This is a genomic window from Imbroritus primus (genome assembly GCF_964332355.1).
In the GTDB taxonomy this organism is placed as follows: domain Bacteria; phylum Pseudomonadota; class Gammaproteobacteria; order Burkholderiales; family Burkholderiaceae; genus Imbroritus; species Imbroritus primus.
In genome coordinates, this window is the sequence record NZ_OZ201293.1 from 39,208 (window position 1) to 62,851 (window position 23,644).

At 64.1% G+C, this 23,644-nt stretch carries 18 protein-coding genes and 1 tRNA gene; 11 read left to right on the plus strand and 8 right to left on the minus strand.

Features of this window, described 5'->3' with window-relative positions; all coding sequences use genetic code 11:
- The first annotated feature begins 252 nt into the window (after window positions 1–252).
- Together ACQ3C8_RS00155 and ACQ3C8_RS00160 are read left to right on the plus strand one after the other, a co-directional pair.
- On the plus strand, window positions 253–2,322 hold the full coding sequence (locus ACQ3C8_RS00155) for a carbon starvation CstA family protein (protein WP_428852023.1): 2,070 nt from the start codon (window positions 253–255) through the stop codon (window positions 2,320–2,322).
- A 13-nt stretch (window positions 2,323–2,335) separates the two neighbouring features.
- Window positions 2,336–2,530 (plus strand): YbdD/YjiX family protein, encoded by a 195-nt coding sequence (locus tag ACQ3C8_RS00160; RefSeq protein WP_009520781.1) that lies wholly within the window; start codon window positions 2,336–2,338, stop codon window positions 2,528–2,530.
- A gap of 123 nt (window positions 2,531–2,653) precedes the next feature.
- On the opposite strand, the gene ACQ3C8_RS00165 is transcribed toward ACQ3C8_RS00160, so the two are convergent.
- Complete coding sequence (locus tag ACQ3C8_RS00165) at window positions 2,654–2,935, minus strand: hypothetical protein (protein WP_428852024.1); 282 nt, start codon at window positions 2,933–2,935, stop codon at window positions 2,654–2,656.
- A 322-nt stretch (window positions 2,936–3,257) separates the two neighbouring features.
- Window positions 3,258–5,135, minus strand: coding sequence for a CotH kinase family protein (locus ACQ3C8_RS00170; protein ID WP_428852025.1), 1,878 nt, complete (start codon window positions 5,133–5,135; stop codon window positions 3,258–3,260).
- Window positions 5,136–5,536: 401 nt separating this feature from the next.
- Between ACQ3C8_RS00170 and ACQ3C8_RS00175 the strand changes: the two genes are divergently transcribed.
- Window positions 5,537–5,992 carry a hypothetical protein gene (locus tag ACQ3C8_RS00175; protein ID WP_009520784.1) on the plus strand — a complete coding sequence of 152 codons (456 nt, stop codon included), beginning with the start codon at window positions 5,537–5,539 and terminating at the stop codon, window positions 5,990–5,992.
- Between the two features lie 794 nt (window positions 5,993–6,786).
- Here ACQ3C8_RS00175 and ACQ3C8_RS00180 read toward each other — a convergent pair.
- The 5 genes from ACQ3C8_RS00180 to ACQ3C8_RS00200 all read right to left on the minus strand — a co-directional run bounded on the left by ACQ3C8_RS00180 (window position 6,787) and on the right by ACQ3C8_RS00200 (window position 14,166).
- Window positions 6,787–9,432, minus strand: a complete 2,646-nt coding sequence (locus tag ACQ3C8_RS00180) for a DNA topoisomerase III (RefSeq protein WP_428852026.1) — start codon at window positions 9,430–9,432, stop codon at window positions 6,787–6,789.
- A 157-nt stretch (window positions 9,433–9,589) separates the two neighbouring features.
- Window positions 9,590–10,045 (minus strand): thioredoxin family protein, encoded by a 456-nt coding sequence (locus tag ACQ3C8_RS00185; protein WP_009520787.1) that lies wholly within the window; start codon window positions 10,043–10,045, stop codon window positions 9,590–9,592.
- 262 nt (window positions 10,046–10,307) lie between these two features.
- Window positions 10,308–11,468, minus strand: a complete 1,161-nt coding sequence (locus ACQ3C8_RS00190) for a hypothetical protein (RefSeq protein ID WP_428852027.1) — start codon at window positions 11,466–11,468, stop codon at window positions 10,308–10,310.
- A 332-nt stretch (window positions 11,469–11,800) separates the two neighbouring features.
- A complete protein-coding gene (gene dprA, locus ACQ3C8_RS00195) occupies window positions 11,801–12,988 on the minus strand; it encodes a DNA-processing protein DprA (RefSeq protein ID WP_428852028.1) in 1,188 nt (395 codons plus the stop codon).
- The gene (locus ACQ3C8_RS00200) at window positions 12,985–14,166 is read right to left on the minus strand and encodes a LysM peptidoglycan-binding domain-containing protein (RefSeq protein ID WP_428852029.1); all 1,182 of its coding nucleotides are present in this window, start codon (window positions 14,164–14,166) and stop codon (window positions 12,985–12,987) included. The genes dprA and ACQ3C8_RS00200 overlap by 4 nt, the downstream gene beginning before the upstream one ends.
- Window positions 14,167–14,427: 261 nt before the next feature.
- Here ACQ3C8_RS00200 and def point away from each other — a divergent pair, with 261 nt between their 5' ends.
- From def to ACQ3C8_RS00240, 8 genes are all read left to right on the plus strand, one after another.
- Entirely contained in the window at window positions 14,428–14,931 is a 504-nt protein-coding gene (def, locus tag ACQ3C8_RS00205; RefSeq protein WP_009520791.1) for a peptide deformylase, read from the plus strand.
- A gap of 4 nt (window positions 14,932–14,935) precedes the next feature.
- Window positions 14,936–15,919: a methionyl-tRNA formyltransferase gene (gene fmt, locus ACQ3C8_RS00210; RefSeq protein WP_428852030.1), complete on the plus strand. Its 984-nt coding sequence runs from the start codon at window positions 14,936–14,938 to the stop codon at window positions 15,917–15,919.
- 243 nt (window positions 15,920–16,162) lie between these two features.
- Window positions 16,163–17,023 carry a zinc metalloprotease HtpX gene (gene htpX, locus ACQ3C8_RS00215; protein ID WP_009520793.1) on the plus strand — a complete coding sequence of 287 codons (861 nt, stop codon included), beginning with the start codon at window positions 16,163–16,165 and terminating at the stop codon, window positions 17,021–17,023.
- A 146-nt stretch (window positions 17,024–17,169) separates the two neighbouring features.
- Window positions 17,170–18,522 carry a 16S rRNA (cytosine(967)-C(5))-methyltransferase RsmB gene (gene rsmB, locus ACQ3C8_RS00220; protein ID WP_428852031.1) on the plus strand — a complete coding sequence of 451 codons (1,353 nt, stop codon included), beginning with the start codon at window positions 17,170–17,172 and terminating at the stop codon, window positions 18,520–18,522.
- A gap of 16 nt (window positions 18,523–18,538) precedes the next feature.
- The gene (locus tag ACQ3C8_RS00225) at window positions 18,539–19,204 is read left to right on the plus strand and encodes a DUF4390 domain-containing protein (RefSeq protein ID WP_428853098.1); all 666 of its coding nucleotides are present in this window, start codon (window positions 18,539–18,541) and stop codon (window positions 19,202–19,204) included.
- On the plus strand, window positions 19,201–21,660 hold the full coding sequence (locus tag ACQ3C8_RS00230; RefSeq protein WP_428852032.1) for an ATP-binding protein: 2,460 nt from the start codon (window positions 19,201–19,203) through the stop codon (window positions 21,658–21,660). The genes ACQ3C8_RS00225 and ACQ3C8_RS00230 overlap by 4 nt, the downstream gene beginning before the upstream one ends.
- 26 nt (window positions 21,661–21,686) lie before the next feature.
- Window positions 21,687–22,433 (plus strand): response regulator, encoded by a 747-nt coding sequence (locus ACQ3C8_RS00235; RefSeq protein WP_428852033.1) that lies wholly within the window; start codon window positions 21,687–21,689, stop codon window positions 22,431–22,433.
- Window positions 22,434–22,471: 38 nt separating this feature from the next.
- A tRNA-Phe gene (locus ACQ3C8_RS00240) sits at window positions 22,472–22,547 on the plus strand.
- A 334-nt stretch (window positions 22,548–22,881) separates the two neighbouring features.
- Here the strand turns inward: ACQ3C8_RS00240 and ACQ3C8_RS00245 are convergent.
- On the minus strand, window positions 22,882–23,622 hold the full coding sequence (locus ACQ3C8_RS00245; RefSeq protein WP_428852034.1) for a PAS domain S-box protein: 741 nt from the start codon (window positions 23,620–23,622) through the stop codon (window positions 22,882–22,884).
- Window positions 23,623–23,644 lie beyond the last annotated feature (22 nt).

Consider the following 23,644-nt stretch of genomic DNA (forward strand, 5'->3'; position numbering starts at 1 on the left):
GCCGGCGCACGAGACAGCGCCACGATCTGCCGCAGCCCGCTTGCCTATCCGGTACGCCACGCTGCTGTCCACCTTGCTGGACACCATGACAGGCCCCTTTTATCTTAGGGACGCAATCAAAATGATTCTCGCATCCGGTCTGGCGTCACTCGGTGGCGCTACCGTACCAAGTGTACTGTTGTGGCCGCGCGCCTGACCAGAACCGCTGCGCTTCATTTTGATGGCGACTCATACAGGTCAAGGAGACCACCCATGAAACGCATCGGGGAACACCTGATGTGGCTGGCCGTTGCCGTACTCGGCGCGTTTGCCTTTGCCACCGTCGCGCTATCCCGCGGCGAAGCTGTCAGTGCCTTGTGGATCGTCGTCGCCGCACTGTGCATTTACCTTGTTGCCTACCGCTACTACAGCCGCTACATCGCCGAGAAGGTGATGCAGCTCGATCCCACGCGCATGACGCCGGCCTGGCGCCATAACGACGGGCTCGACTACGTTCCCACCAACAAGGCCGTGCTGTTTGGCCACCATTTTGCTGCCATCGCCGGCGCGGGTCCGCTGGTTGGTCCGGTGCTGGCCGCGCAGATGGGCTACATGCCTGGCATGCTGTGGCTGCTGGCCGGCGTGGTGTTCGCGGGCGCAGTGCAGGACTTCATGGTGCTATTCATTTCGATGCGCCGCGACGGTCGTTCGCTGGGCGAGCTGGTGCGCGAGGAAATGGGTACCGTGCCGGGCATGATTGCCCTGTTCGGCTGCTTCATGATCATGATCATCATCCTGGCGGTGCTGGCGCTGATCGTGGTGAAGGCGCTGGCCGGTTCGCCGTGGGGCACGTTCACGGTGGCGGTGACCATCCCCATCGCCGTGTTCATGGGCCTGTACACGCGCTATATCCGTCCGGGCCGTATCGGCGAGGTGTCGGTGATTGGCTTCGTGCTGCTGCTGGCAGCCATCATCGGCGGCCAGTATGTGCATGACAGCGCCGTGCTCGGCCCGCTGTTTACATTCGACGGCAAGGCGCTGACCTGGATGCTGATCGTCTACGGCTTCATCGCGGCCGTGCTGCCGGTGTGGCTGCTGCTGGCCCCGCGCGACTATCTGTCGACCTTCCTCAAGATCGGCACCATCATCGCGCTGGCTATCGGCATCATCATCGTCGCGCCGGAGCTGAAGATGCCGGCCTTCACGCAGTTCGCCGAAGGCGGCGGTCCGGTGTGGTCGGGCAACCTGTTCCCGTTCCTCTTCATCACCATCGCCTGCGGCGCCGTGTCCGGCTTCCACGCGCTGATCTCCTCGGGCACCACGCCGAAGCTGATCGAGAACGAAACCCACGCACGCTTCATCGGCTACGGTGCCATGCTGGCCGAGTCGTTCGTCGCCATCATGGCCCTCGTGGCCGCGGCGGTGATCGAGCCGGGCGTGTACTTCGCCATGAACAGCCCGGCCGCCGTCATCGGCACCTCGCCGGAAGCCGTGGCCGCCACGGTCTCGACCTGGGGCTTCGTGATCACGCCGGACGTGCTGGTGCAGACCGCCAAGGAAGTGGGCGAGCACACCATCATCTCGCGTGCCGGCGGCGCGCCGACGCTGGCAGTCGGCATCGCGCAGATCCTGCATCAGGTGGTGGGCGGCGAGGGCATGATGGCCTTCTGGTACCACTTCGCGATTCTCTTCGAAGCACTCTTCATCCTCACCGCAGTCGATGCGGGTACGCGTGCCGGCCGCTTCATGCTGCAGGACCTGCTGGGCAGCTTCATCCCCGCCTTCAAGCGCACCGATTCGCTGCCTGCCAACCTGATCGCCACGGCGCTGTGCGTGGCGGCCTGGGGTTACTTCCTGTACCAAGGCGTGGTCGATCCGCTCGGCGGCATCAATACGTTGTGGCCGCTGTTCGGTATCTCCAACCAGATGCTGGCTGCCGTGGCGCTGGTGCTGGGCACTTGCGTTCTGGTCAAGATGAAGCGCGGCCAGTACGCGTGGGTGACCCTCGTGCCGACCGTGTGGCTGCTGATCTGCACGCTGACTGCCAGCTGGCAAAAGCTGTTCCATGCCGATCCCAAGATCAGCTTCCTGGCGCACGCCGCCAAGTTCAACGAAGCGATCGCCCAGGGCAAGGTCCTGGCGCCGGCACACTCGCTCGCCGAAATGCAGCGCGTGGTGTTCAACGACTACCTGAACGCCAGCCTGTGCGTGCTGTTCATGTTCGTGGTGCTGAGCATCGTGTTCTACGGCTTCAAGACGGCCCTGCAGGCGCGTGGCATTACCCGTCCGACCGATCGTGAAGTGCCGTTCGAACCGATGCCCGCCAACGCGCGCGTCAACTGACCAGGAGTCCGCCATGCGTGAACAGATCGAAACCCTGGGCCGTTACCTCGGCCAGAGCCTGCGCCTGATGGTTGGGCTGCCGGATTACCAGGCCTACGTTGCACACATGGCGGAGCAGCATCCGGATCGCCCGGCGATGACGTACGAGGAATTCTTCCGCGAACGTCAGGAAGCTCGCTATGGCGGCAAGGTTGGACGTTGTTGCTGAATGGTCGGTTCGACCTGGTCAAAAAAATCCCGCTCGCCGAGCGGGATTTTTTTATGATGCATTGGCATGCGCCTCTCGTGAGACAGAGAGCGGATGATTTTTTGGGAGGGGGCACGCCTCGCCTTACATCTTCTCGACCCAGACGAAGGGGATCAGGACGCAAACGACAAGCTGCAACAAGAGATATCCAAAAAAAGCGCCAACACCCCCAAAAATACCAGCCACGATGGCGGTGACCAACGTAAACAGCCCGCCGGCGGCCATCCGCGCGAGCGTTAGCCAGCCAGAGCCGCCGCTGCGGCGCCCCTGGTGCTCCGCTGCGCCGACGCACCAGGTCACGGACACCGAGATCAATACCATCAGCCGCGCCGGGTTATGCATTAGCCAATCCCATAGCTCGTGCATGACACCTTCCCCCGAATATTGTTATGTCGTTACTTTGCGGTGCGCATTGTACCTTTGACCGCTGCATGACTGGACCGATGGCGCTGGCCTCGTCGGGGTGGGTACTGTGCCGGGTCATGTTCGCTGGTGCTCGCCGCAATGTGAGGGTCAGCTTCTTCGCGTATGCCTTCAAGAGTATTGGTGGTACGCCTCGCGACCACGAGGCAGGCGATGAGGTATGCGCCGACCCGAGGCAGGGCAGTGCTGTCGTCGCTATCGACAAGCACTGCAGCTGCATCAGGTCACAGCGCCATTTTCTGGCGCTGGTCCGGCCGGTTTCGTCTTATTGCACGCCTGCGCAATTCGTATTGGCTGGCAGTACCTTGCATATCACGCCATGACGCGTTTGCGTGTCATAGACGCTGTCAAAGGCATACGTGCTTGTGCCGTTCGTGGCGTCCTTGGCCAACACGCGGATCCAGTGGGCGCCGCTCGGTAAGCTCGCGCCCGGCAGCTCGACCGATGTTCCCGTGGAATGGCTGATGATAGTCCGGCCACCCGGCGCATCAAACGCTGTCTGGCCTCGCGGCAGGGTCGTGTCGCCAGCAAGGAAGGGCAGGAAGTCGACCTGATAGGTGATCTGGTGCCCTTGCGGATGGAACGGCGTCGGCCATTCCCAGCCCAGCTTGGTGATGTTGTTGCCCGGGTCGGTGAACAACGAGAACCAGAACGGCATCGGGTCCTTCAGGCTCTTCACGAAGCTGTTGTAGTTCTTGTCGATCACGTCGACCAGCCGGTCGAACTCAGCTTCCCACTGGGCTTCCGTTGCGCTTCCTGGCAGGTAGTCCTTGTCCGGCGCGCTCTGGATGAAGCCCCGCACAGTTGGCTTGTACGAATCCAGCAGCGTCTTGATGGCCGTTCTGGTCAGGTACTTGTCACGGATCTCGTTGACTGCGGCCTGCAGCAACGCGATATTGCCGGGCTCGGCCATAAAGCGGCGATGCAGTGCGCTGTCCCACCAGTTGCCCGCGCCGTAGGCCCAGTTCGCATAGGCCTCTGCCGCCATCTGGTGCGAGTAATCCAGTGCGCCGTCATAGTCCCAGGGCAGGAAGTAGAACTTGCCGTTATCCGGACTCCGGTAGAGCGCGAAGTTCTGGGTGGTCGTGTCGTAGTTGCCGAGCAGGATGACGCTGGCCAGCCAGGTCAGATAGTTGTTGCGGTTGAAGTACTGGTTGAACGTCGTGGTGAAGGGAATGTTCTCGTCGTCGAGATCATCCAGCATCTTCATGATGGACGTGCATGCCTTGCCATCGCCTGCTTCCAGTTCGAGCGCGGCTTCAAGCGCGGCATTGGACGTTCCGTCGGGATTGCAGCCGAAGGCGGCGTGTTTGTTGAAGTCGAATGCGCCGGCCTTGTAGATGTTGGCGCCTGCCACTTTCCAGCCACGGCGCGTCATATAGCTCTCGCTGAATTTCTCGACGTGCGTAAACAACCCCAGGCTGCCGAGCGGGCCGGTAGCGGGAGGCGTGTTAATGCTGTCGCTGTAATTGATCTCGACGAATTGGGTCCGCAGCGTCTGGTGGTGCGGGATCTGCTTCATCAGGTCGAGTGCCAGCTTGTTACGTACGCGGGTCAGGTCGTACGGGTGCTTGTTCAACTGCAGCGTATCCTCGCCAAACCACATCGCTGGCCGCAGACCTGTGCCTGAATCCTTCTTGGTGCGGATGCGGAACGATTTCTGTACGGTATCGCGGGTACTCGATCCACGCACGCGCATGTCGGCATTGCCGGCGATAAAGTCAGCGACCAGGGACGCCACGCTGATCTTGATCTCCGGCAGGCAGGCGTCCTGCGAGTCGGTTTTTGTCGCCAGCGTGGTGCGATTGAGCGTGACCAGCGTGGTCCGGTCATTGGGATACGCGAGTGGATCGGCCACCACATCGGTACATCTGCCATCCGAATAGTGGATGTACGGACCGCTGCCCGGGATGCTGGTGGACTGATATGTCGCGTTGACCAACAACGCCGTGGTCTGATTGGGATAGTCAGCGTTGATGGCCGTTGCCAGGTCATCCGCGGCAGGCGCAAATATCGGGCCGGCGGGTGTTGGTGTCCCCGGATTGCCAGGTGTCGCCGCATCGCCATCTCCGCCACCCCCTCCGCAGGCGGAAACAAACAGTACCACTCCCAGTGCCGTTGCGCACCCTCGCATTATTGTCATGACCCACCCCCAGGCTCTTTTCCTACGATTCCGTGTTCAGGCGAACAGCGGTTATTGATGCATTGACTCGACCCCTGCCTCTGCCCGGCGACCCCTGTGGCCGGGCCAATCAAGGCATTCTCGTTGCTTGGGCGGTATCTCCCGAGGGTTTGGCGCTGTTTGCATTGATGTGCACGCTTGCCATGCTTTGCCTGAGGAATGCTCCTGTTTTACAGGTGTCATTTCCCCCCAACTTTGGTTGGGTAAAGTGTACTGTTTCGCTGCAATTGAGTAAACGGGTGACAATTCAATGACAAAAAGATAGGTGCCGACCTTGCCGTTAGATTTCCTTACACGTCGTTACAGCCTGTTGTGCGGCCTTTCCGTACACTCTGCGAAACCGATGTAACAAGGAGAAGGACATGAACAACAAGATGCTGTGCAACATGCTCGTCGCGCTGGCTACGGCTGCTGCGCTGCCCGCGCTGGCCGATGACTTGCGCAATGCCGCTGGCGGTGCGCTGGGCGGGGCGGCAGGGGCGCTCGTTGGCGGCAGCCTTGGTGGCAGTACGGGCGCCGTGATTGGCGGGGCAGTCGGCGGCGGCGCAGGTGGCGCGCTGACTTCTAACCGGCGCGAACGCACGGGTGCGATTGTGGGTGGCGCCATTGGTGGTGGCGCGGGGACCGCGGTTGGTAACAGCATGGGCGGTCGTACTGGCGGGCTTGTCGGTGCGGCGCTGGGCGGTGGCGCGGGTGCGGCGCTGGGCGGCAACGTGTCGCGCAACAGCTACAACGATGATCGCGGATATCACCGTGGTTATTACAAGGATGGCAAGAAGCACAAGAAGCACAAGCATCGCCATCGTCATGACGATTGATCGGCCGCGGTCGCCATCCAGGACCGCGAAGGCCTGACCTTCAATGCACAAAGCGCCCGGCATCATGCCGGGCGCTTTGTTTTGGGCGCGTGTTTTTCGTCAGGCGGCCATTCGACAACCTTGCTGTCGCGGATGGCCTTGCAGTGTGTTCTCGTAGAGTTCTTCCACTTGTCGATTTGCATGCTCTGCATTGACCTGGGCAAAACATTTGCTGACCCGCTGCAGTTTCGCGCGCGTACGCCGCTCGTCCATATCGGCACACAAGGCGCGAGCGCTGGGAGTCGCCACGTAGTCGCTGATGCGGCGGACAAGATTCCGATCATGCAACACAGCGGTTCGCGGGCTGCACGGAGGCGAGGTATCGTGGGGTGCAGTGAAGGTGGAATGGGTTAACGGCAACGACAGTGCCGAGACAGGGAGCAGGTTGGGCATGGCTTCTGGATGCAATCAAGGAACGACGAAGCCAGCAGATTAGAGAGGCACGATGCCCCAATCGACGAAACAACTGTCAAGCGATTAAACAACTGTAAATAGAGGATGCGACGCTGCGCAAAGGGATGTTTGATACACGCCACACGTGGCGAAACGTGCTCTTGGCTGTGTGTCTATCGTGGCGATGGACGATGCCGGATCGCTCATGCATGCATGACAATGGCAAATCGAGTGGCGTCGTGATCCGGGGTATGTGCCGTGTCGCGCGAGCGTCGTCTGGCGCGAAAGGACGCGTGGTGCAGCCGGTTTGCTGAAGTAGGCCTGACGCCTTGGCGCGGGCTAGCCGCGCCAAGGCAGTGCGTTCAGTCCTGTTCGGCCGTCGACGGGTTGGCCTTCTTGGCTGCCGTCTTGCGTGCGCCGGTCTTGGCCGCGGTCGATTTCGCGGCAGTCTTGGAAGCGGCTTTGGTCGCTGTTTTGGCCGCTGTTTTGGCCGGTGCCGCCGTTTTCGCCGCAGTCGTCTTTGCCGCGGTCTTGCCGGCTGGTTTGCCCGGTTTTTCCGGGCGCGGCTCGAACTCGAAACCGATCTTTCCGTCCGGCTGCTTGGCCAGGCGGGCCTTGAAGAGGCGTCCGGTGCGCGCCGACTTGAAGCCGGTCAGCAGATCGGTCTTGCCTTCGAGCAGCAGCTTGCCGACCTGTTCGCGGTTGACCTCCTGCTGCAGGATGATCTTGCCGGTGCTGAAGTCGCAAGTCTTGGGCTGGGCGACACTGTTCTCGCAGACATACTTCATGCCGTGCTCGTACACCTTGCCGCTGCATTTCGGACACGGCCCGACGGTTTCCTGGCCACTGAAATCGACCGGTTCGCCATTGTCGTCGTCCTGGCCCTGGCCGAAATCGAACTCCATCTTGTACATGCCGTCTTCCTGCTTCAGCTTGAGGATGGCGGCAAACGGCCGGCCCATCTTGCTGCGGAAGCCTTGCAGCGGACCGATTTCCTTGTTGCGCAGCAGTTCCTCGACCTCGTCGATCTCGAACTGGCGGCTGCCCGGGATCTTGCTGATGGAAAACTCGCAGTTGGTGCAGGCGAAGCGCCGGTAGTTCTCCTTGACCACGCCGCCGCATTGCGGACATGGCGTCTGCAGCGTGGCGTAGTCGCCGGGGATGGTGTCGTTGTCGTATTCCTTGGCGCGCTTGACGATCTGCTGCGTCATCTGCGCGATCTCGGTCATGAAGGTGTCGCGCTTGAGGCGGCCGCGCTCGATCTGCGCCAGCTTGTGTTCCCACTCGCCGGTCAGCTCGGCCTGTGTCAGTTCCTGCACGCCCAGGCCACGCAGCAGCGTCATCAGCTGGAAAGCCTTGGCGGTCGGGATCAGTTCACGTCCTTCGCGCACGAGGTACTTCTCGGTCAGCAGTCCTTCGATGATGGCCGCGCGCGTGGCCGGCGTGCCCAGGCCCTTGCCGGCCATGGCTTCGCGCAGTTCCTCGTCGCCCACCAGCTTGCCCGCGCCTTCCATGGCCGACAGCAGCGTGGCTTCCGAATAGCGGGCCGGCGGCTTGGTGACGAGGCCGACCGGTTCCACCTTGTCGGTCTTGACCCGCTCGTCCTTGCCCACCGGCACCAGGTTGGCGTCGTCACCCTGTGCCTCGCGCCCGTACACCACCAGCCAGCCCGGATTGACCAGCACCTTGCCTTCGGTCTTGAAGTGGTGGCCGGCGACTTCGGTGATGCGCGTGGTGTTCAGGTATTCTGCGGCCGGGAAGAACACTGAGAGGAAGCGGCGCACAACGAGGTCGTACAGCTTCTGCTCCGGCTCCGACAGGTTCTTCGGCGCCTGCAGCGTGGGGATGATGGCGAAGTGGTCGCTGATCTTGCTGTTGTCGAAGATGCGCTTGTTTGGCTTGACCCAGCCTTCGGTCAGGATCTTCTTGCTGTGCGTGAGGTAGTTGTCCGACTCCTTGAGCATTTCGAGCGTGCTCTTGACCGTGTCGAGATAGTCTTCTGGCAGCGCGCGCGCATCGGTACGCGGGTAGGTCAGGACCTTGTGCTTTTCATACAGCGCCTGCGCCAGACCGAGCGTGTTCTTGGCCGAGAAGCCAAAACGCGAGTTGGCCTCGCGCTGCAGGCTGGTCAGGTCGAACAGCAGCGGCGACAGTTGCGTGGACGGCTTGGATTCCTCGGTGACCGTGCCCGGCTTGTCGCGGCAGGCGGCGACGATGCTCTTGGCCTCGGCCTCGCTCCAGAGGCGGCTGTCGCGCTGCTCGGGATCGAATTCGTTCTTCTTGAACTTGGGGTCGAACCAGCGGCCTTCGTAGCCGCCGGCTGCGGCGATGAACTCGGCGCGCACTTCCCAGTAATCGCGGGGCACGAAGCGGCGGATCTTTTCCTCGCGCTCCACCACGATGGACAGCGTTGGCGTCTGCACACGCCCCACGGTGGTCAGGAAGAAGCCGCCGCCCTTGCTGTTGAACGCCGTCATGGCACGCGTGCCGTTGATGCCGACCAGCCAGTCGGCCTCGGAGCGGCAGCGTGCGGCATCGGCCAGCGGCTGCATTTCCTCGTCGCTGCGCAGGCGCGCGAAACCATCGCGGATCGCCTGCGGGGTCATGGACTGTAGCCACAGCCGCTGCACGGGCAACTTGGATTTGGCGTGCTGCGCAATCAGGCGGAAGATCAGTTCACCCTCGCGGCCCGCGTCGCAGGCGTTGATCAGCGAGGTGATGTCCTTGCGCTTGATCAGGCGGGTGAGCACCTTGAGGCGCGATTCGCTCTTGGCGATGGGGCGCAGGTCGAAATGCGGCGGAATTACCGGCAGATGGGCAAAGCTCCACTTGCCACGCTTGACCTCATATTCGTCGGGTGCGGCGATCTCCACGAGGTGGCCGACCGCCGACGAGATGACGTATTCGTCATTCTCGAAATATTCATCGTGCTTGGTGAAGCCCCCGAGGGCACGCGCGATATCCGCGGCAACCGATGGTTTTTCGGCAATGATCAGGGCTTTCGACATGCGTGTCCTTGCGGCGGGTGTGTCCGCCATCTGCGCGCCAGCCGGGCGCGCTGCGGTGCATCCCTGACCCATCCGGCCCATGGCTGCAGGTGGGGATACGGGTTATTCGTCACATTTTCATCCGTCCCGGACGGATGAGCGCCAATCATAAGCGCGGTTAATCAGCCGGTGCAAGCCCGGCGCGTTCGACTTCCTGACGCAGCCACTCCAGCGTTGGTGGGGTATCGTCGGGCAAGCGGGGTGCATGTGCGGTCGCGGTCGTGAGCTGCTCCAGCAGCCGGGACAGCACGTCCGCATGCGGCAGCACCGTGCCGAAGAAGCCGGCTGGCGCGGCCTGTCCGTCCGATTGGGCGCGCTGGACCAGCAGCGTTGGGAAGTTCTCGACATCGAGATCGCCAAGAGCGTCCGGATGGTCCTCGATATCGATCCACACAAAGCAGGCATCCGGATAGCGTTGCGCGAGGGCTGCGAACGGCTCACGGTACGCTTTGCAGGTCCCGCACCACGCCGCGCACAGGCAGGCGACCAGCCAGCTGTTGGCTTGCGTGGCAGCTTGCAGGCGCTCGGCCAGCGGCGGCAGATTGTCCGGAGAAAGTAGGTTGGGGGCATTCATGCGCGCAGAATAGCAGTTTTGCCTGGCCCGCATCGCAATTGCGCCGGCGTGGGGGGCGTGGCGACATATTCTTGCCATATCGTGGCCGCATCAGGCCGTGGCCCGCGGGCGCGGGAACGTGATGACGTAATCTTGCTCCGCGTCCGCCAGCAAGCCGTAGCTTTACGCAGACAAACAATTGCCACGTTTGCGCAGGCATGCCGCTACGGTCGGCTGTGTCGCGGCTGACGCAAGCCGACGCGCGATACGCTGCCAGACAGACTCATCTATAGAGAATCGCATCGCGCTCGGGCGCGCGCAGGATGACGTAATGGCTGTTCCCGCTTTGGTGCAGCGCGTCGCGGATTCCGTCCAGATGCGATTGCCCGAATACCCCGATGACATTTGCGCCAAGATCGTAGTCTTGCATGCATCGGGCGAAATAGCGGTCGCGCGCGGGGCGGGTTTCGTCAACGGCCTGATTGAATACCACAGTGGCAGCACTGATCTGTGCGCAGAGGTGCTGCAGGTCTGGCATGTCTTTATCCGGAATTGGAATCGTGCCGTCTTCCACCTGTGCCAGGGTGGCCTGATACCGCGCGAGGATCTCTCCGAACGGAAGTTGGTGGTCGATGGCCGGGACGTGGTCTGGTGCGATGTTGTGCAGGAATTCCAGTGCCGTGAGCCTCAGGTCCCAGCCGGCCAGGCCTTTTTTTTCTGCGTCTGCGCGCAAGGCAGGAGGATCGACGCTGATGCAGCGGCTGGGTGGTGCGTCGAAGCAGCGTTCTGCCGGCGCAGGCTGTGTCTCGTCGCTTTCCGATAGCACATAGTCGCCGGGTCGGCGAATGACCTTTACGATGTCCCGGATCTTTTCCTGCACGGTATCAACGTAATGGAACTCGCCTATGGCGTACGCGAGCGGGCGTCCCGGTTCATCCCATTGCGACTCCGGCACATTCGTCTCGAGGGTGTAACCGAGCTCCGCACTGAATGCGTGCAGCGTGCGCAGCGAAACCCAGCGCTGGGCCGATGCCATGCCCCGTAGCTCGGCAAGCCTCGTCTTCCTGCAGGAGTCGTTGTCCGACAGGTTCCGGATAGCGCTCGAGAATGTTTCGATTGTGCTCCACAGCTTGCGGGTCATGGCGCGCTCCATAGGTTGAAGCGGCAGGATGCTGTTCATCCAGTGCCAGACCTTGTCACCCATGGTGCCGGCAGGACGTATAGCCAGGACCATCGCCGGCTCGGCTGGCTTGGCCTTCCCGTCTCGTCCGGGCACGCCCCCGAAAGGGGCCTGCGGTTGGGCATGGATAGCCTGCGAGAGCGCTTCAGCCATACCCCAGATGCTTTGTGGCAGTGTCAGGTCCGGAAGCGTGGTCGGCAGGAAATGCTTCACTGCATGCCAAGCGGCTTCCCAGGCCGTCATGGCGTGGCGTACGGTCAGCACGCTTGTGCGCCCGAGGGTGGTAACGGCCCGCCCGAGGCGGTCGCTGCCGCGTGTGCGGGCACGGCGTTCCGCCGCGCGTTGCTCGCGCCTTCTTTGCTTGCCGGTACGCAGGCTGTCGACGGGGTGCGCTGATACGATGGGGTGGCCCCGGTTGGGCACGCTGCACCCGGGGTTGGCGTGGTGATGGCCTGAGGCGACCAATGGCAGGGTGCTATTTATCATGGCGATGGATGACGACGATTGAAAGACGAGGTCGAAAACGTGAGGGCCCGCCGGAAATGTGAGGCACCAGGGGGGCGCAACGCTGACCGCTCAGCGCTGCAGCCGAGGCATCAACGCAGACGCCGGAATACGTTGCCCGGCAGCCGTTCGATATGTCCGGCCAGTTCCAGTGCGAACAGCTGGGCAGTGAGTTCACTGGCCGCCTGGTCTAGGCGTTCGCACAATGCGTCGAGCGGGATCGGGTCGTAGCCAAGCGCGGCCAGCAGCGGGTCAGCGGGCGCGTCCGGACGCCCGTCCGGCGGCGGGATCCGCGCATGGCCCGGATCCGGCGTCAGGGATTGTGTCACGGCTGGATTGGCGGCTCGGGTTTGCCTTCGTATTTCCGCCGGGACTGCGCAACCCTGCAGTTCCTCGAAAATGTCCTGGGCCGATTCGACCAGCTTTGCGCCATCGCGCAGCAGCCGATGACACCCCTTGGACAGCGGCGAATGGATCGAGCCGGGAATAGCAAACACTTCCCGCCCGAGTTCGGCGGCCAGCCGGGCGGTGATCAGCGAGCCGGATTGCAGCGCCGCTTCCACCACCAGCACACCCTGGCCCAGTGCGGCAATCAGCCGGTTGCGACGCGGGAAGTGAAAGCGCGAGGCGGGCGCGCCCAGGGGGAACTCGCTGAGGATGGCGCCTGCAGCAGCAATGTGCTCGGTGAGCGCACGGTTGCGGGCCGGGTAGACGATGTCGGGGCCGGTGCCGATCACCGCGACGGTGGATCCCCGTCCACGCAGCGCGCCCGTATGGGCGGCGGCGTCGATGCCTAGCGCGAGGCCCGAGATGACCGTCTGACCGGCGTGCGACAGCGCCTCGGCAAACGCTTCGGCATTTTGCGTGCCCTGCAGCGTGGCATGGCGTGCGCCGACGATGCCGAGCGCTGGTTGGGCCAGCAGGTCGAGGCGGCCGCGTACGTAGAGCAGTGGCGGCGGATCGGGGAGCGCCAGCAGATTGGCCGGGTAGGCCTGGTCGGCGAGGGTGACGATATGGTGGCCGGGTTCGGCCATCCAGGCGATGGTCCGGTCGATCTGCGCCTGCAGGCCGGCATCGGGCGCGGTCAGCAGGGCGCGGAGGGTGGCCTCCGGGAGGTGGCGACGCAGTTCTGCGGGCGACGCGGCAAGAATGGCCGCCGGCAGGCCGAATGCGCGGAGCAGGCCACGCAGCGCCACCGGTCCGAGCCGGGGCGCCAGCGTCAGGCGCAGCCAGCCCGGCACATCGCCGGGCGCGGTCGTGAGCGCTGGCGCGTCACTCAATTGGGTGTGCTGACTGCATCACCTACGTTAACGATATTGGAGGCATCGGTCACCAGCGCGTACGACACCCGGTCAAATACGCGGAACACGAACACCAGGCCGTAGCGTTCTTCCGGCAGCGTGATGACACGGTTGCCTTCGGTGCGGTCCTTGACGCGGGCGCTGGCGCGCGACAGCTGCAGGACGTGGCCGTTTTCGACGCCGGCCTGGCTGCCGACATTCAGCACCACGACCTGGCGCGCGCCGCCATAGCGCACGCCGCCATACACGCCGGCCACCAGGCCGGTGATCGTGGCTTCCGGCGCGTGCGGCATATAGCTCGAGGCGCTGCGTGGCGGCTGCGGCATCATGAGGTTGCCGACGCCCATTTCCTGCCGCGACGACACGACCTGCACGGTGGAGACCGCATCCGGCCCCTGCGGTCCGCGCACCATGCGGCCGTTGCCAAGGTATTCTGCCTCGTAGCCGAGGACCTCGCGCGTGGCCGGGTCGCGCAACGGCTTGAGCGGACGGTAGATCTGCCATTCGCTGCCGACCAGGGTTGGACTGTCGGCGATGCCGCGCACGTAGGCCTGCTCGCCATGGCCGAGATAGACGCGCGATTCCGGCAGGGCCACGATGCGCGCCGAGGTGTCGAGCTGCGACTGGGCGACGACCAGCGGCTGGGTCAGGAACGGTTCGATGTCCTGCGGAGCGATGCTCGGGATGGCGCCGCTGTCGATGTCGCCCTGCCGCGTGTGCGGCGACAGGTGCACCGTGCCGCCATCCTGCGGCGCGGTGGTCGACAGGTAGGCGCGGCCGTCGCGCGTGATCAGGTAGAGGATTTGGCCGGGATAGATCAGGTGGGGATTGCGCACCTGCGTGCGGTTCATGCCCCATAGCTCGGGCCAGCGCCAGGGCTGGCGCAGGTAGCGCGCGGAAATGTCCCACAGCGTGTCGCCGCGCCGCACGGTGTACTGCTGCGGCGCATCCGGCGCCAGATCCGCCACCGGGATGCCCTCGCGCGCCGTGCGCGCCGCCTCGGCCTGCTGGGCCGGCGTGACGCGCAGATCGGCCGCCGTGGCAGGCCCGCTGGCGAAGCCGGTCAGACACGCCGCACACGCCAGCGCTATGCGCATTGGCCGGCACTGGAAAACCGGGCGGCTCGCCCCCATCTTATGTTTGGTAATATCGCGCATTTCCTGAACCCAGCGTCCCCGCAGCCCCGAAATCATGCCGGGCGCCGAAGCGGTGCCCTGGCGACCCGTTCTGGATACGCGGCCAAAATGAACAGCAGTGGAACGAGAACTGCCCCTCTGGCCGGACCCGCACTGCTTTTTGATCGCATCTCTTATTAGTGAAAGGCAGTGCGCACCGATTCTGCATGTAAACTAGGGCAATCGCAATGAAGCAGCCGTTCCGGGTAGGTGCTCGGCCGGGTAACGTTGCAGGCAAGCATCATGGCTAAACTCGATATTCTTGAATACCCCGATCCCCGCTTGTACACCGTGGCCAAACCGGTCAAAGTGGTGGACGACCGCATCCGCACGCTTATCGCCGACATGGCCGAGACCATGTACGCCGCGCCTGGCATTGGCCTGGCGGCCACGCAGGTCGACGTCCACGAGCAGGTCATCGTCATGGACCTGTCGGAAAGCAAAGACCAGCTTCGCGTGTTCATCAACCCCGAACTGGTCTGGAGCAGCGAGGAACACCTGCTGGGCGAAGAAGGCTGCCTGTCGGTACCGGACTATTACGACAAGGTCGAGCGGGCGGCCCGCGTCAAGGTGAAGGCGCTCAACGAACACGGCGAGCCGTTCGAGCTCGAGGCCGACGAACTGCTGGCGGTATGCATCCAGCACGAGATGGATCATCTGGCCGGGCGCGTCTTCGTCCAGTACCTGTCGCCGCTCAAGCAGAACCGCGTGCGCAGCAAACTGAAAAAGCGCCAGCGCGCCGCCTGAGCCGATGACCCTGCGCGTCGCCTTCGCCGGCACTCCCGAATTCGCCCGTGCCGCCCTGGCCGCCATCCATGCGGCCGGTTTCCCCATCGTGGCCGTGCTGACGCAGCCGGACCGCCCTGCCGGCCGCGGCATGCAGTTGCAGGCCGGCCCCGTCAAGCAATACGCCGCACAGCATGGCCTCGGGCCGATCCTGCAGCCACGGTCGCTACGCCTGCAGGGCAAGTACCCCGAGGATGCCGCGACGGCTATGGACGCCCTGCGCGCGGCGGCCCCCGATGTCATGGTGGTCGCGGCCTATGGTTTGCTGCTGCCGCTCGACACCCTGCAACTGCCGCGTCACGGCTGCCTCAATATCCACGCCTCGCTCCTGCCGCGCTGGCGCGGCGCGGCGCCGGTCCACCGCGCCATCGAAGCCGGCGATGCCGAGAGCGGCATTACGCTGATGCAGATGGACGAGGGTTTGGATACCGGTGCCATGTTGGCGCGCGGTGCCGTGCCGATTGCCCCTGGCGTCACGACGGCCGTGTTGCACGATACGCTTGCCGCGCTTGGAGCAGAGATGATCGTCGCCGCGCTGCAAAAACTGGAAAGTGAAGGTGCACTCACCGGCATGCCCCAGCCGGATGACGGCGTGACCTATGCCGCCAAGATCGGCAAGGACGAGGCGCGTCTCGACCTGCGCCGTCCGGCTGCCATCCTCGCCCGCCAGATCTGGGCCTTCAATCCCTTTCCCGGGGCTGTGGTCGAATTCGACGGTGTGGCGGTCAAGCTCTGGCAAGGCGAAGCGGTGGCAGGCAAAGGCGCGCCCGGCACGGTGTTGCAGGCCGACGCCCAGGGTTTGGTGATCGCGTGCGGCGAAGGCGCCCTGCGCGTGACCGAATTGCAGAAACCTGGCGGCAAGCGCTTGCCGGCGCAGGCGTTCCTGCAGGGTATGCCGTTGCAGCCGGGACGCATGGCCGGGCTGATGCCGCCCGCCCCCGCCGCCTGAGTTCAGCCCCGGGGCGGACTGTCGACCGTGATGACGGGGGCACATGAGGGCAGCCTGGTTCACCTGCGTGTGCCGTGCCGTTCCGGTCGTGCATCCGTCCGGGCAGGCTGTCGTACAGTGTCAAAAAAAGCGTTGAAAATGCAGTGAAAAAGCGCGCTCTGCGGTTGAATTTTCAACTCCGGGGGGCATCTAACCGGTGTGCGGCGCCCCTGTGCGCTCCCCTACACGACTGACGGAGAAACGATGTTCAATTGGGTCAAAACCTTCATGCTGATGGCCGGGATCACCGCGCTGTTCATCGTGATCGGCGGCATGATCGGCGGCCGCTCGGGCATGATGCTGGCGCTGGCCATCGCCCTGGGCATGAACTTCTTTTCCTACTGGTTCTCGGACAAGATGGTCCTGCGCATGTATAACGCGCAGGAAGTCGACGAAACCACCGCGCCCCAGTTCTACAACATGGTGCGCGAACTGGCGCAGCGCGCCCAGCTGCCGATGCCGCGCGTCTACCTGATCAATGAAGATGCGCCGAATGCCTTTGCCACCGGCCGCAATCCCGACAACGCTGCCGTGGCAGCCACCACCGGCATCCTGCGCGTGCTGTCCGAGCGCGAACTGCGCGGTGTGATGGCGCACGAGCTGGCGCACGTCAAGCACCGCGACATCCTGATTTCGACCATTTCGGCCACCATGGCCGGTGCCATCTCGGCACTCGCCAACTTTGCCATGTTCTTTGGCGGCCGCAGCGAGGACGGGCGTCCGGCTAATCCGATTGCCGGTATCCTGGTTGCCCTGCTCGCACCGCTGGCAGCGTCGCTGATCCAGATGGCCATCTCGCGCGCCCGCGAGTTCGAGGCCGATCGCGGCGGCGCGGAAATCAGTGGCGATCCGCAGGCGCTCGCCATGGCACTCGACAAGATTCACCGCTATGCCCAGGGCATTCCGTTCCAGGCAGCCGAGGAGCATCCCGCCACGGCACAGATGATGATCATGAACCCGCTGTCGGGCGGCGGCATCGCCAGCCTGTTCAGCACCCACCCGGCGACCGAGGAGCGGGTCGCGCGCCTGATGGAAATGGCGCGTACCGGTACCTACCCGGTTTGACCACCGTACCGGCACTCCCGCCCGCAGGCCCGGCCGCCTCCACGGCTGGGCCTGTGTGCATCCGCCCCACATCTGCTGGCTCCTGTCCTTTCCTTCATGCATGTCATGGCTCCAGCGGCCGGCATGCCCTTGTCCTGTAATTCCACATGCGTTTACCCAGAGAGTCCCTGGCATTTGCCATGAGCACCGCCGCGCAGGCCGTCGAGCGCGTGCGCGCGGGACAGGCATTGCCGCAGGCGCTCGATGCCGTCTTCAACCAGGTGCAGTTGACGGGCGCCAGCCATGCTGGCACGCGCGGTGCCGTGCAGGATATTGCCTACCGTACCCTGCGCGGCCTCGGCAAGGCACAGGCCGTTCTGCATGAACTCGCAGCGCGCCCGCCCGCGCCACGCATCGAAGCGCTATTGACGGTGGCGCTGGCGCTGCTGCTGGAGGACTCGCCGGCCTACACCGAGTTCACCATTGTCGATCAGGCGGTGCGGGCTGCAGCGGCCGACCCCAAGACCTCCCAGGCGCGCGGCATGGTCAACGCCATCCTGCGCCGCCTGCAGCGCGAGCGCGCGTCGCTCGACATGGCGCTGGCTGACGATGTCGTCGCGCAATGGAACTATCCTTCGTGGTGGATCGAGGCCGTGCGCGATGCCTGGCCCGACGACTGGCAGCACATCCTGCAAGCCGGCAATGTGCGTCCGCCGCTGACCTTGCGCGTGGACGCAGCGCGCGTGACGGTGCCGGATTACCTGCAGCAACTGGCGTCGCACGCGCTGGGTGGCCGACAGGTCGGTGAACGGGCCGTGCGGCTCGATACCCCCGTACCGGTGACGCGCATCCCCGGGTTCGCCGAGGGGCTGGTGTCCGTGCAGGATGCGGGCGCCCAGCATGCCGCCGCGCTGCTCGACCTGCAGCCGGGCCAGCGGGTGCTCGACGCCTGTGCCGCACCGGGCGGCAAGAGCGGGCATATCCTGGAGCTGGCGCCGGTCCAGCTGACGGCCCTCGACAGTGATGCCGTGCGCCTGCGCCGCATCGATGAAAATCTCGCGCGCCTTGGTCGGTCCGCCAACGTCATGGCGGGCGATGCCGGCCGGCCGGAAACCTGGTGGGACGGCCAGCCGTTCGATCGCATTCTGGCGGATGTGCCGTGCTCAGCCTCCGGTATCGTGCGCCGCCATCCCGATATCCGCTGGCTGCGCCGTCCCGAGGACTTGCCGCAGTTGCAGGCGGTGCAGCGGCGGATTGTCTCCGCCTTGTGGACCACGCTCGCACCGGGCGGCAAGTTGCTGTACGTGACATGTTCGATTTTCCCCGCGGAAGGGGAGCAGCAGGCCCGATGGTTTGAAACGCATTTGCAAGATGCGATACGATTGCAGGCGCCCGGACAATTGCTTCCGCAATCCGGAACGCCGGCTGAGCCTGTTGCCGGTGTTCCGGCCGGGGCCACCCAAGATGCCATGGGTGACCATGACGGTTTCTATTACGCGCTTTTCCAAAAACGGTGCTGATGCCACAGTGACTCCAATGCTCCATGCGCTCTCACGCCTGCGCGGCCTCGCGTGGCACTCGTTGCGGCATTGGCTGCTGGCGTGCGGCATGGCATGGCTGGGCATGTTGGCCGGGGCGGCACACGCCGTCGAGGTCAGCGAGCCGCGTCTCGAATATGGCGATGGCGGCTGGAATCTCTCGGTCAATTTCGAGTTCGAACTGCCGCCCGCGCTCGAGGACGCCATCAACAAGGGCATCCCGCTGTATTTCGTCACCGAGTTCGACCTCAACCGTCCGCGCTGGTACTGGTTCGACGAAAAACCGGTGTCGGTCCGGCGCACGGTGCGCGTGGCGTACCATCCGCTCACGCGGCAATACCGCGTTTCCACCGGCGGCTTGCAGTTGCCATTTGCCAAGCTGTCTGACGCGCTTGGCTTCGTCAAGCGCGTGCGCGGCTGGCGTGTGATCGAACGTAGTGCCGTCAAGCCGGGCATTCCATACCTCGCCGAAGTGCGGATCCGGCTCGATGTCTCACAACTGCCCAAACCGTTCCAGATCAATGCGGTCAACACCAGTGACTGGAACCTCTCGTCCGACTGGTTGCGGTTTCCCGTGACCATTCCTGAGGTCCCGGGCGCGGCGGTGCCGGGCACACTATTCCTGGGCACCGCGCCCTTGCACGACAGCGGACGCGCGGAATGATCCAGTTCGACCACCGCTTCCGCCGCGTGATGTACCAGGTGGTGGGCAGCGTTATTGTTTTCGTCGCGCTCGTGTTGCTGGTGCTGCTGGCTTCGGCCTCCGCCAATACCGAGTTCTTCGACCGCTACTTCACCCTGCTGTACAAGGTCAATCTGGTGGTCGGCGTGCTGCTGGTGCTGACTGTCGGCGCGCTGGCCGCGACTCTCTGGCTGCGCCACCGGCGCGGCAAGTTCGGTACGCGCCTGATGACCAAGCTGGCGGTGTTCTTTGGCGTAGTGGGCGTGCTGCCGGGAGTACTGATCTATCTGGTCTCGCTGCAGTTCGTGTCGCGCAGCATCGAATCGTGGTTCGATGTAAAGGTCGAGAGTGCGCTTGAAGCCGGCCTCAACCTGGGGCGCTCGACGCTCGACACCGCCCTGCTCGAACTCGAAGGCAAGGCCCGGCAGATGGCCGATCGCCTCGAGGAACACGATAGCGCCACCACCTCGCTGGCGTTGAGCCGCCTGCGCGAACAGTTTGGCGTGCAGGAAGTCGTACTGTTTTCCAGCAGCGGCCGTGTCATCGCCGCCGCCTCCAGCAGCTATGAACGTCTCGTGCCGCGCCTGCCGTCAGCGGCCATGCAGCAGCAACTGCGCGCGGCAGGCCAGTACGCTGCCATCGAGGATGCGACACTCGACGACGAGAGCCGGACGGGACCTGCGTCACTGGCCCCGACGGCTAACGATGCCCACCTGTACCGCCTGCGCGTGATCGTGGCGCTGTCGGAAGCCGCCCTGCCCGCGCTGCCACCCGGCAGCGCCGTCAACGGCGTCGGCAAGCCGGCGAAGTGGGCGGGCACGGGCCTGCTGGCCGAGCGCTCGCCCGAGGAAGCGAGCGGGCGCGGCTTTGGCCTGCTGGGTGCGGATCCGCGCGAAACCCGCTATCTGCAACTCGTCGATCCCGTGCCGCCGATCCTGGGTCGCAACGCCGACGCGGTGCAGACCGCCTATCAGGAGTACCAGGAAAAATCGCTTGGCCGGACCGGCCTGCGCAAGATGTATATCGGCACGCTCACGCTCACGCTGTTCCTCGCAGTGTTCATTGCCGTGATGCTGGCCCTGCTGCTGGGTGCGCAGCTGGCGCGCCCGCTGCTGATGCTGCTGCAGGGCACGCGTGAGGTGGCGGAGGGCGACCTGTCGCCCAAGCGCGAACTGAAAAGCCGCGACGAACTTGGCGTCCTGACCCAGCAGTTCAACCAGATGACGCGCCAGCTGGCGGAGGCGCGGCTGGCGGTCGAACTCAATCGCACGGCGCTGGAGCAATCGAAGGCCTATCTCGAAAGCGTGCTGCAGAACCTGACCGCTGGCGTGTTCGTGTTCGACCACCGCTTCGTCATGATCACGGCCAATCCTGGCGCGGAGCGCATCTTCAAGCAGCCGTTCGCCAGCACCATCGACCAGTCGGCCGATGACAATCCGGCCTTGCAGCAATTCGTCGACGCGGCGCGCAAGGCATTCTCCGACCAGAATACGCGCGAGATGCTGGGCGGCAGTGAGCACTGGCAAAAACAGATGGAACTCGACCTCGAAGGCGAGGACCAGCCCATCACGCTGCTCGTGCGCGGCGCGCGCCTGTCGGCGGGGCAGACTGACAGCGAAGTGGATGAACGTGGCTACGTGGTGGTGTTCGACGATATCTCCGATGTCATCTCCGCCCAGCGTTCCGTCGCCTGGGGCGAAGTCGCACGGCGCCTGGCTCACGAGATCAAGAACCCGCTGACCCCCATCCAGCTGTCTGCCGAACGTCTGCAGATGAAACTCGAAAGCAAGCTCGACGAGCCCGATGCCGCCATCCTGCGGCGCGGCGCGTCGACCATCGTTAACCAGGTGGCCGCGATGAAACGTATGGTCGACGACTTCCGCGACTATGCGCGCACGCCACCTGCCGTGCTGCAGACGCTGCACCTGAATGACCTGATCGGGGAGGTGCTTCACCTCTATGGCATCGATGATCCGCAGCACAGTGATCATCCCGTCATCCATGCATCGCTTGCGTCGTCATTGCCTGATATCCTTGGCGATGCCACCCAGCTGCGGCAGGTGATCCACAATCTCGTGCAGAACGCGCAGGATGCTGTCGCCGAAAATCAGGCAGCGGGCCGGCCCGCGCCACGCGTGACTTTGCAGACCGAGACGGTAGAATACCGGGGTGCGGATGGCGCAAGCCATCAAGCAGCGAAGCTGACGATCTCGGACAACGGTCCGGGATTCGCGCCGCGCATCCTGAGCCGTGCCTTCGAGCCGTATGTTACGACCAAGGCGAAAGGAACCGGTCTGGGGTTGGCGATGGTCAAGAAGATCATCGACGAGCACGGCGCGCGCATCGAGCTGCGCAATCGTATGACGGATACAGAGATCGAAGGTGCGCTGATCTCGATCCTGTTCGTGAAACTGGCATCGCACTCACCCACCGCCTGAGCGGTGAGCGCATCAAGAGGAGATGTATGGCGACCATCCTCGTAGTAGACGACGAAATGGGCATCCGGGAGTTGCTCTCGGAAATCCTCGGTGACGAAGGCCATGTCGTTGAACTGGCGGAGAACGCGCAGCAGGCGCGTGAGTATCGGCTGCGCAGCACGCCCGACCTGGTGCTGCTCGACATCTGGATGCCCGATACCGATGGCGTGACGCTGCTCAAGGAGTGGGCCGCCCAGGGCGCGCTCACCATGCCGGTCATCATGATGTCCGGGCATGCCACCATCGACACCGCAGTCGAGGCGACCAAGATCGGCGCGCTGAATTTCCTGGAAAAACCGATCGCGCTACAGAAGCTGCTGAGTGCCGTCGAACAGGGGCTCGCGCGCGGACAGGAAAAACCGCGCACCCTGCCGGCCGCACCGGTCGCGCCCCTGCGCACGACGTTCGATGGCGTTGCGCCCATCCCTGGCCCCAATGGGGTCGCCGCAGGTCTCGAGCACGCCACCCTCGCGCGGCCCGATGAGCATGCGCCCGCGGCCACGGCCGGCGTCGCGCAGTTTTCCTTCGACATGCCGCTGCGCGAAGCGCGCGACCTGTTCGAGCGCGCCTATTTCGAATACCACCTGATGCGCGAAAGTGGCAGCATGACCCGCGTTGCCGAGCGCACCGGCCTGGAGCGCACGCACCTCTACCGCAAGCTCAAGCAGCTTGGCGTCGATCTCGGCCGCGCCAAGGGTGAGCATGCCGCCAACGATATCGAAAGCAAGGCTTGACGGCATGGGGCGGAGTGCTGCTATAATTGCGCTTCTTTGGCCTGGTAGCTCAGTTGGTAGAGCAGAGGATTGAAAATCCTTGTGTCGGTGGTTCGATTCCGCCCCGGGCCACCACAAATTCCGTCAAAAAGCCCCGCATATGCGGGGCTTTTTGCTTTGGACTGTCCGTCTGGCCCTTCCCGTGCCCGTGCGTCGCTATGGTTTGCGTCGTCGACAGTCCGTCACGTGTGCATCGCGTCATGTTCCCGCCACTGCGTGGCATGCGGGCGTCAGGCCATTGACTGCTGGGCGCCGCAGTGCGCGCGGTCGCCAGCGGTAGTCCTGTGGGCTGGCTGATGGCGTGCGTCCTGCCGCAGCAGGCTGCGGCAACGCCTGCATGTATCACGTGATACGACAACCCGCGAAACCTCGCGCTCGCACCCGTTCGCGCATGGGCATGCGCCCCGTGCTATTTCAGCTTGACCGGTTCATAGAAGCGGAAGCCCACGCCGCGCACCGTGGTGATCGGCAGGGGCAATCCGGAGGCTTCCTCTACCTTCCGGCGCAGGCGGCGGATCTGCGTATCGAGCCGGCGCCGGTCGTATGACAGGTAGTCCTGGCCAAGTGCTTCGATAATCTGCCTGCGCGTGACCACGTCGCTGTTGGCCGCGAGCGCGGCGAGCACCACGTAGTCCTGGTTGGACAGCAGGATCGGCGCGGAGTCGGGGGGAATCAGGCAGCGCGGCGCATCGGACAGTTGCCAACTTGTTGCCGCCGGGGCTATCGCCGCTTCCGTGCCGCCACTCCTGCGCTTGCGATCCGTAATGTCGCGTGCGACGGCCACGCGGATCTTCTTTTCCTTGTACCAGCGGGCCGACCACATCAGATACACGATGCGGCCATCCTTGCGTATGTAGCGATTCTCGAAATCGTATTGCAGGTGCCCGCCCATCAGACGGGCGACGGCGCCTAGCGTCTTCTTCCGGTCGGGCTCGTAAACGAGCTCGAGCATCTGGCGGCCGACGAGTTCCTCCGGGGCATACCCGAAGATCTGCTCGCAGGCACCCGTCACCGACAGGAATACACCTTCTTCATTGACCACGCAGACGGCGTCCAGCAGAAAATTCAGCAGGTCTGTCTCTGGGGCGGCGTACGTCATGTTTGAGGGGGGGCTGAGGATCGGGGGCGGCCAGTGCTTGCTGAAGTGCAAATGCTCATATTTGCTCAGTCTG

What these genes read in the sequence shown, in the direction of transcription:
- ACQ3C8_RS00170 (WP_428852025.1), bottom strand. Translation starts at nt 5,135, where the DNA reads ATGACAATAATGCGAGGGTGCGCAACGGCACTGGGAGTGGTACTGTTT.
- rsmB (WP_428852031.1), top strand. Translation starts at nt 17,170, where the DNA reads ATGCGTTTACCCAGAGAGTCCCTGGCATTTGCCATGAGCACCGCCGCG.
- ACQ3C8_RS00230 (WP_428852032.1), top strand. Translation starts at nt 19,201, where the DNA reads ATGATCCAGTTCGACCACCGCTTCCGCCGCGTGATGTACCAGGTGGTG.
- ACQ3C8_RS00155 (WP_428852023.1), top strand. Translation starts at nt 253, where the DNA reads ATGAAACGCATCGGGGAACACCTGATGTGGCTGGCCGTTGCCGTACTC.
- htpX (WP_009520793.1), top strand. Translation starts at nt 16,163, where the DNA reads ATGTTCAATTGGGTCAAAACCTTCATGCTGATGGCCGGGATCACCGCG.
- ACQ3C8_RS00160 (WP_009520781.1), top strand. Translation starts at nt 2,336, where the DNA reads ATGCGTGAACAGATCGAAACCCTGGGCCGTTACCTCGGCCAGAGCCTG.
- ACQ3C8_RS00235 (WP_428852033.1), top strand. Translation starts at nt 21,687, where the DNA reads ATGGCGACCATCCTCGTAGTAGACGACGAAATGGGCATCCGGGAGTTG.
- fmt (WP_428852030.1), top strand. Translation starts at nt 14,936, where the DNA reads ATGACCCTGCGCGTCGCCTTCGCCGGCACTCCCGAATTCGCCCGTGCC.
- ACQ3C8_RS00180 (WP_428852026.1), bottom strand. Translation starts at nt 9,432, where the DNA reads ATGTCGAAAGCCCTGATCATTGCCGAAAAACCATCGGTTGCCGCGGAT.
- ACQ3C8_RS00200 (WP_428852029.1), bottom strand. Translation starts at nt 14,166, where the DNA reads ATGCGCGATATTACCAAACATAAGATGGGGGCGAGCCGCCCGGTTTTC.
- ACQ3C8_RS00165 (WP_428852024.1), bottom strand. Translation starts at nt 2,935, where the DNA reads ATGCACGAGCTATGGGATTGGCTAATGCATAACCCGGCGCGGCTGATG.
- ACQ3C8_RS00185 (WP_009520787.1), bottom strand. Translation starts at nt 10,045, where the DNA reads ATGAATGCCCCCAACCTACTTTCTCCGGACAATCTGCCGCCGCTGGCC.
- def (WP_009520791.1), top strand. Translation starts at nt 14,428, where the DNA reads ATGGCTAAACTCGATATTCTTGAATACCCCGATCCCCGCTTGTACACC.
- ACQ3C8_RS00175 (WP_009520784.1), top strand. Translation starts at nt 5,537, where the DNA reads ATGAACAACAAGATGCTGTGCAACATGCTCGTCGCGCTGGCTACGGCT.
- ACQ3C8_RS00225 (WP_428853098.1), top strand. Translation starts at nt 18,539, where the DNA reads ATGCTCCATGCGCTCTCACGCCTGCGCGGCCTCGCGTGGCACTCGTTG.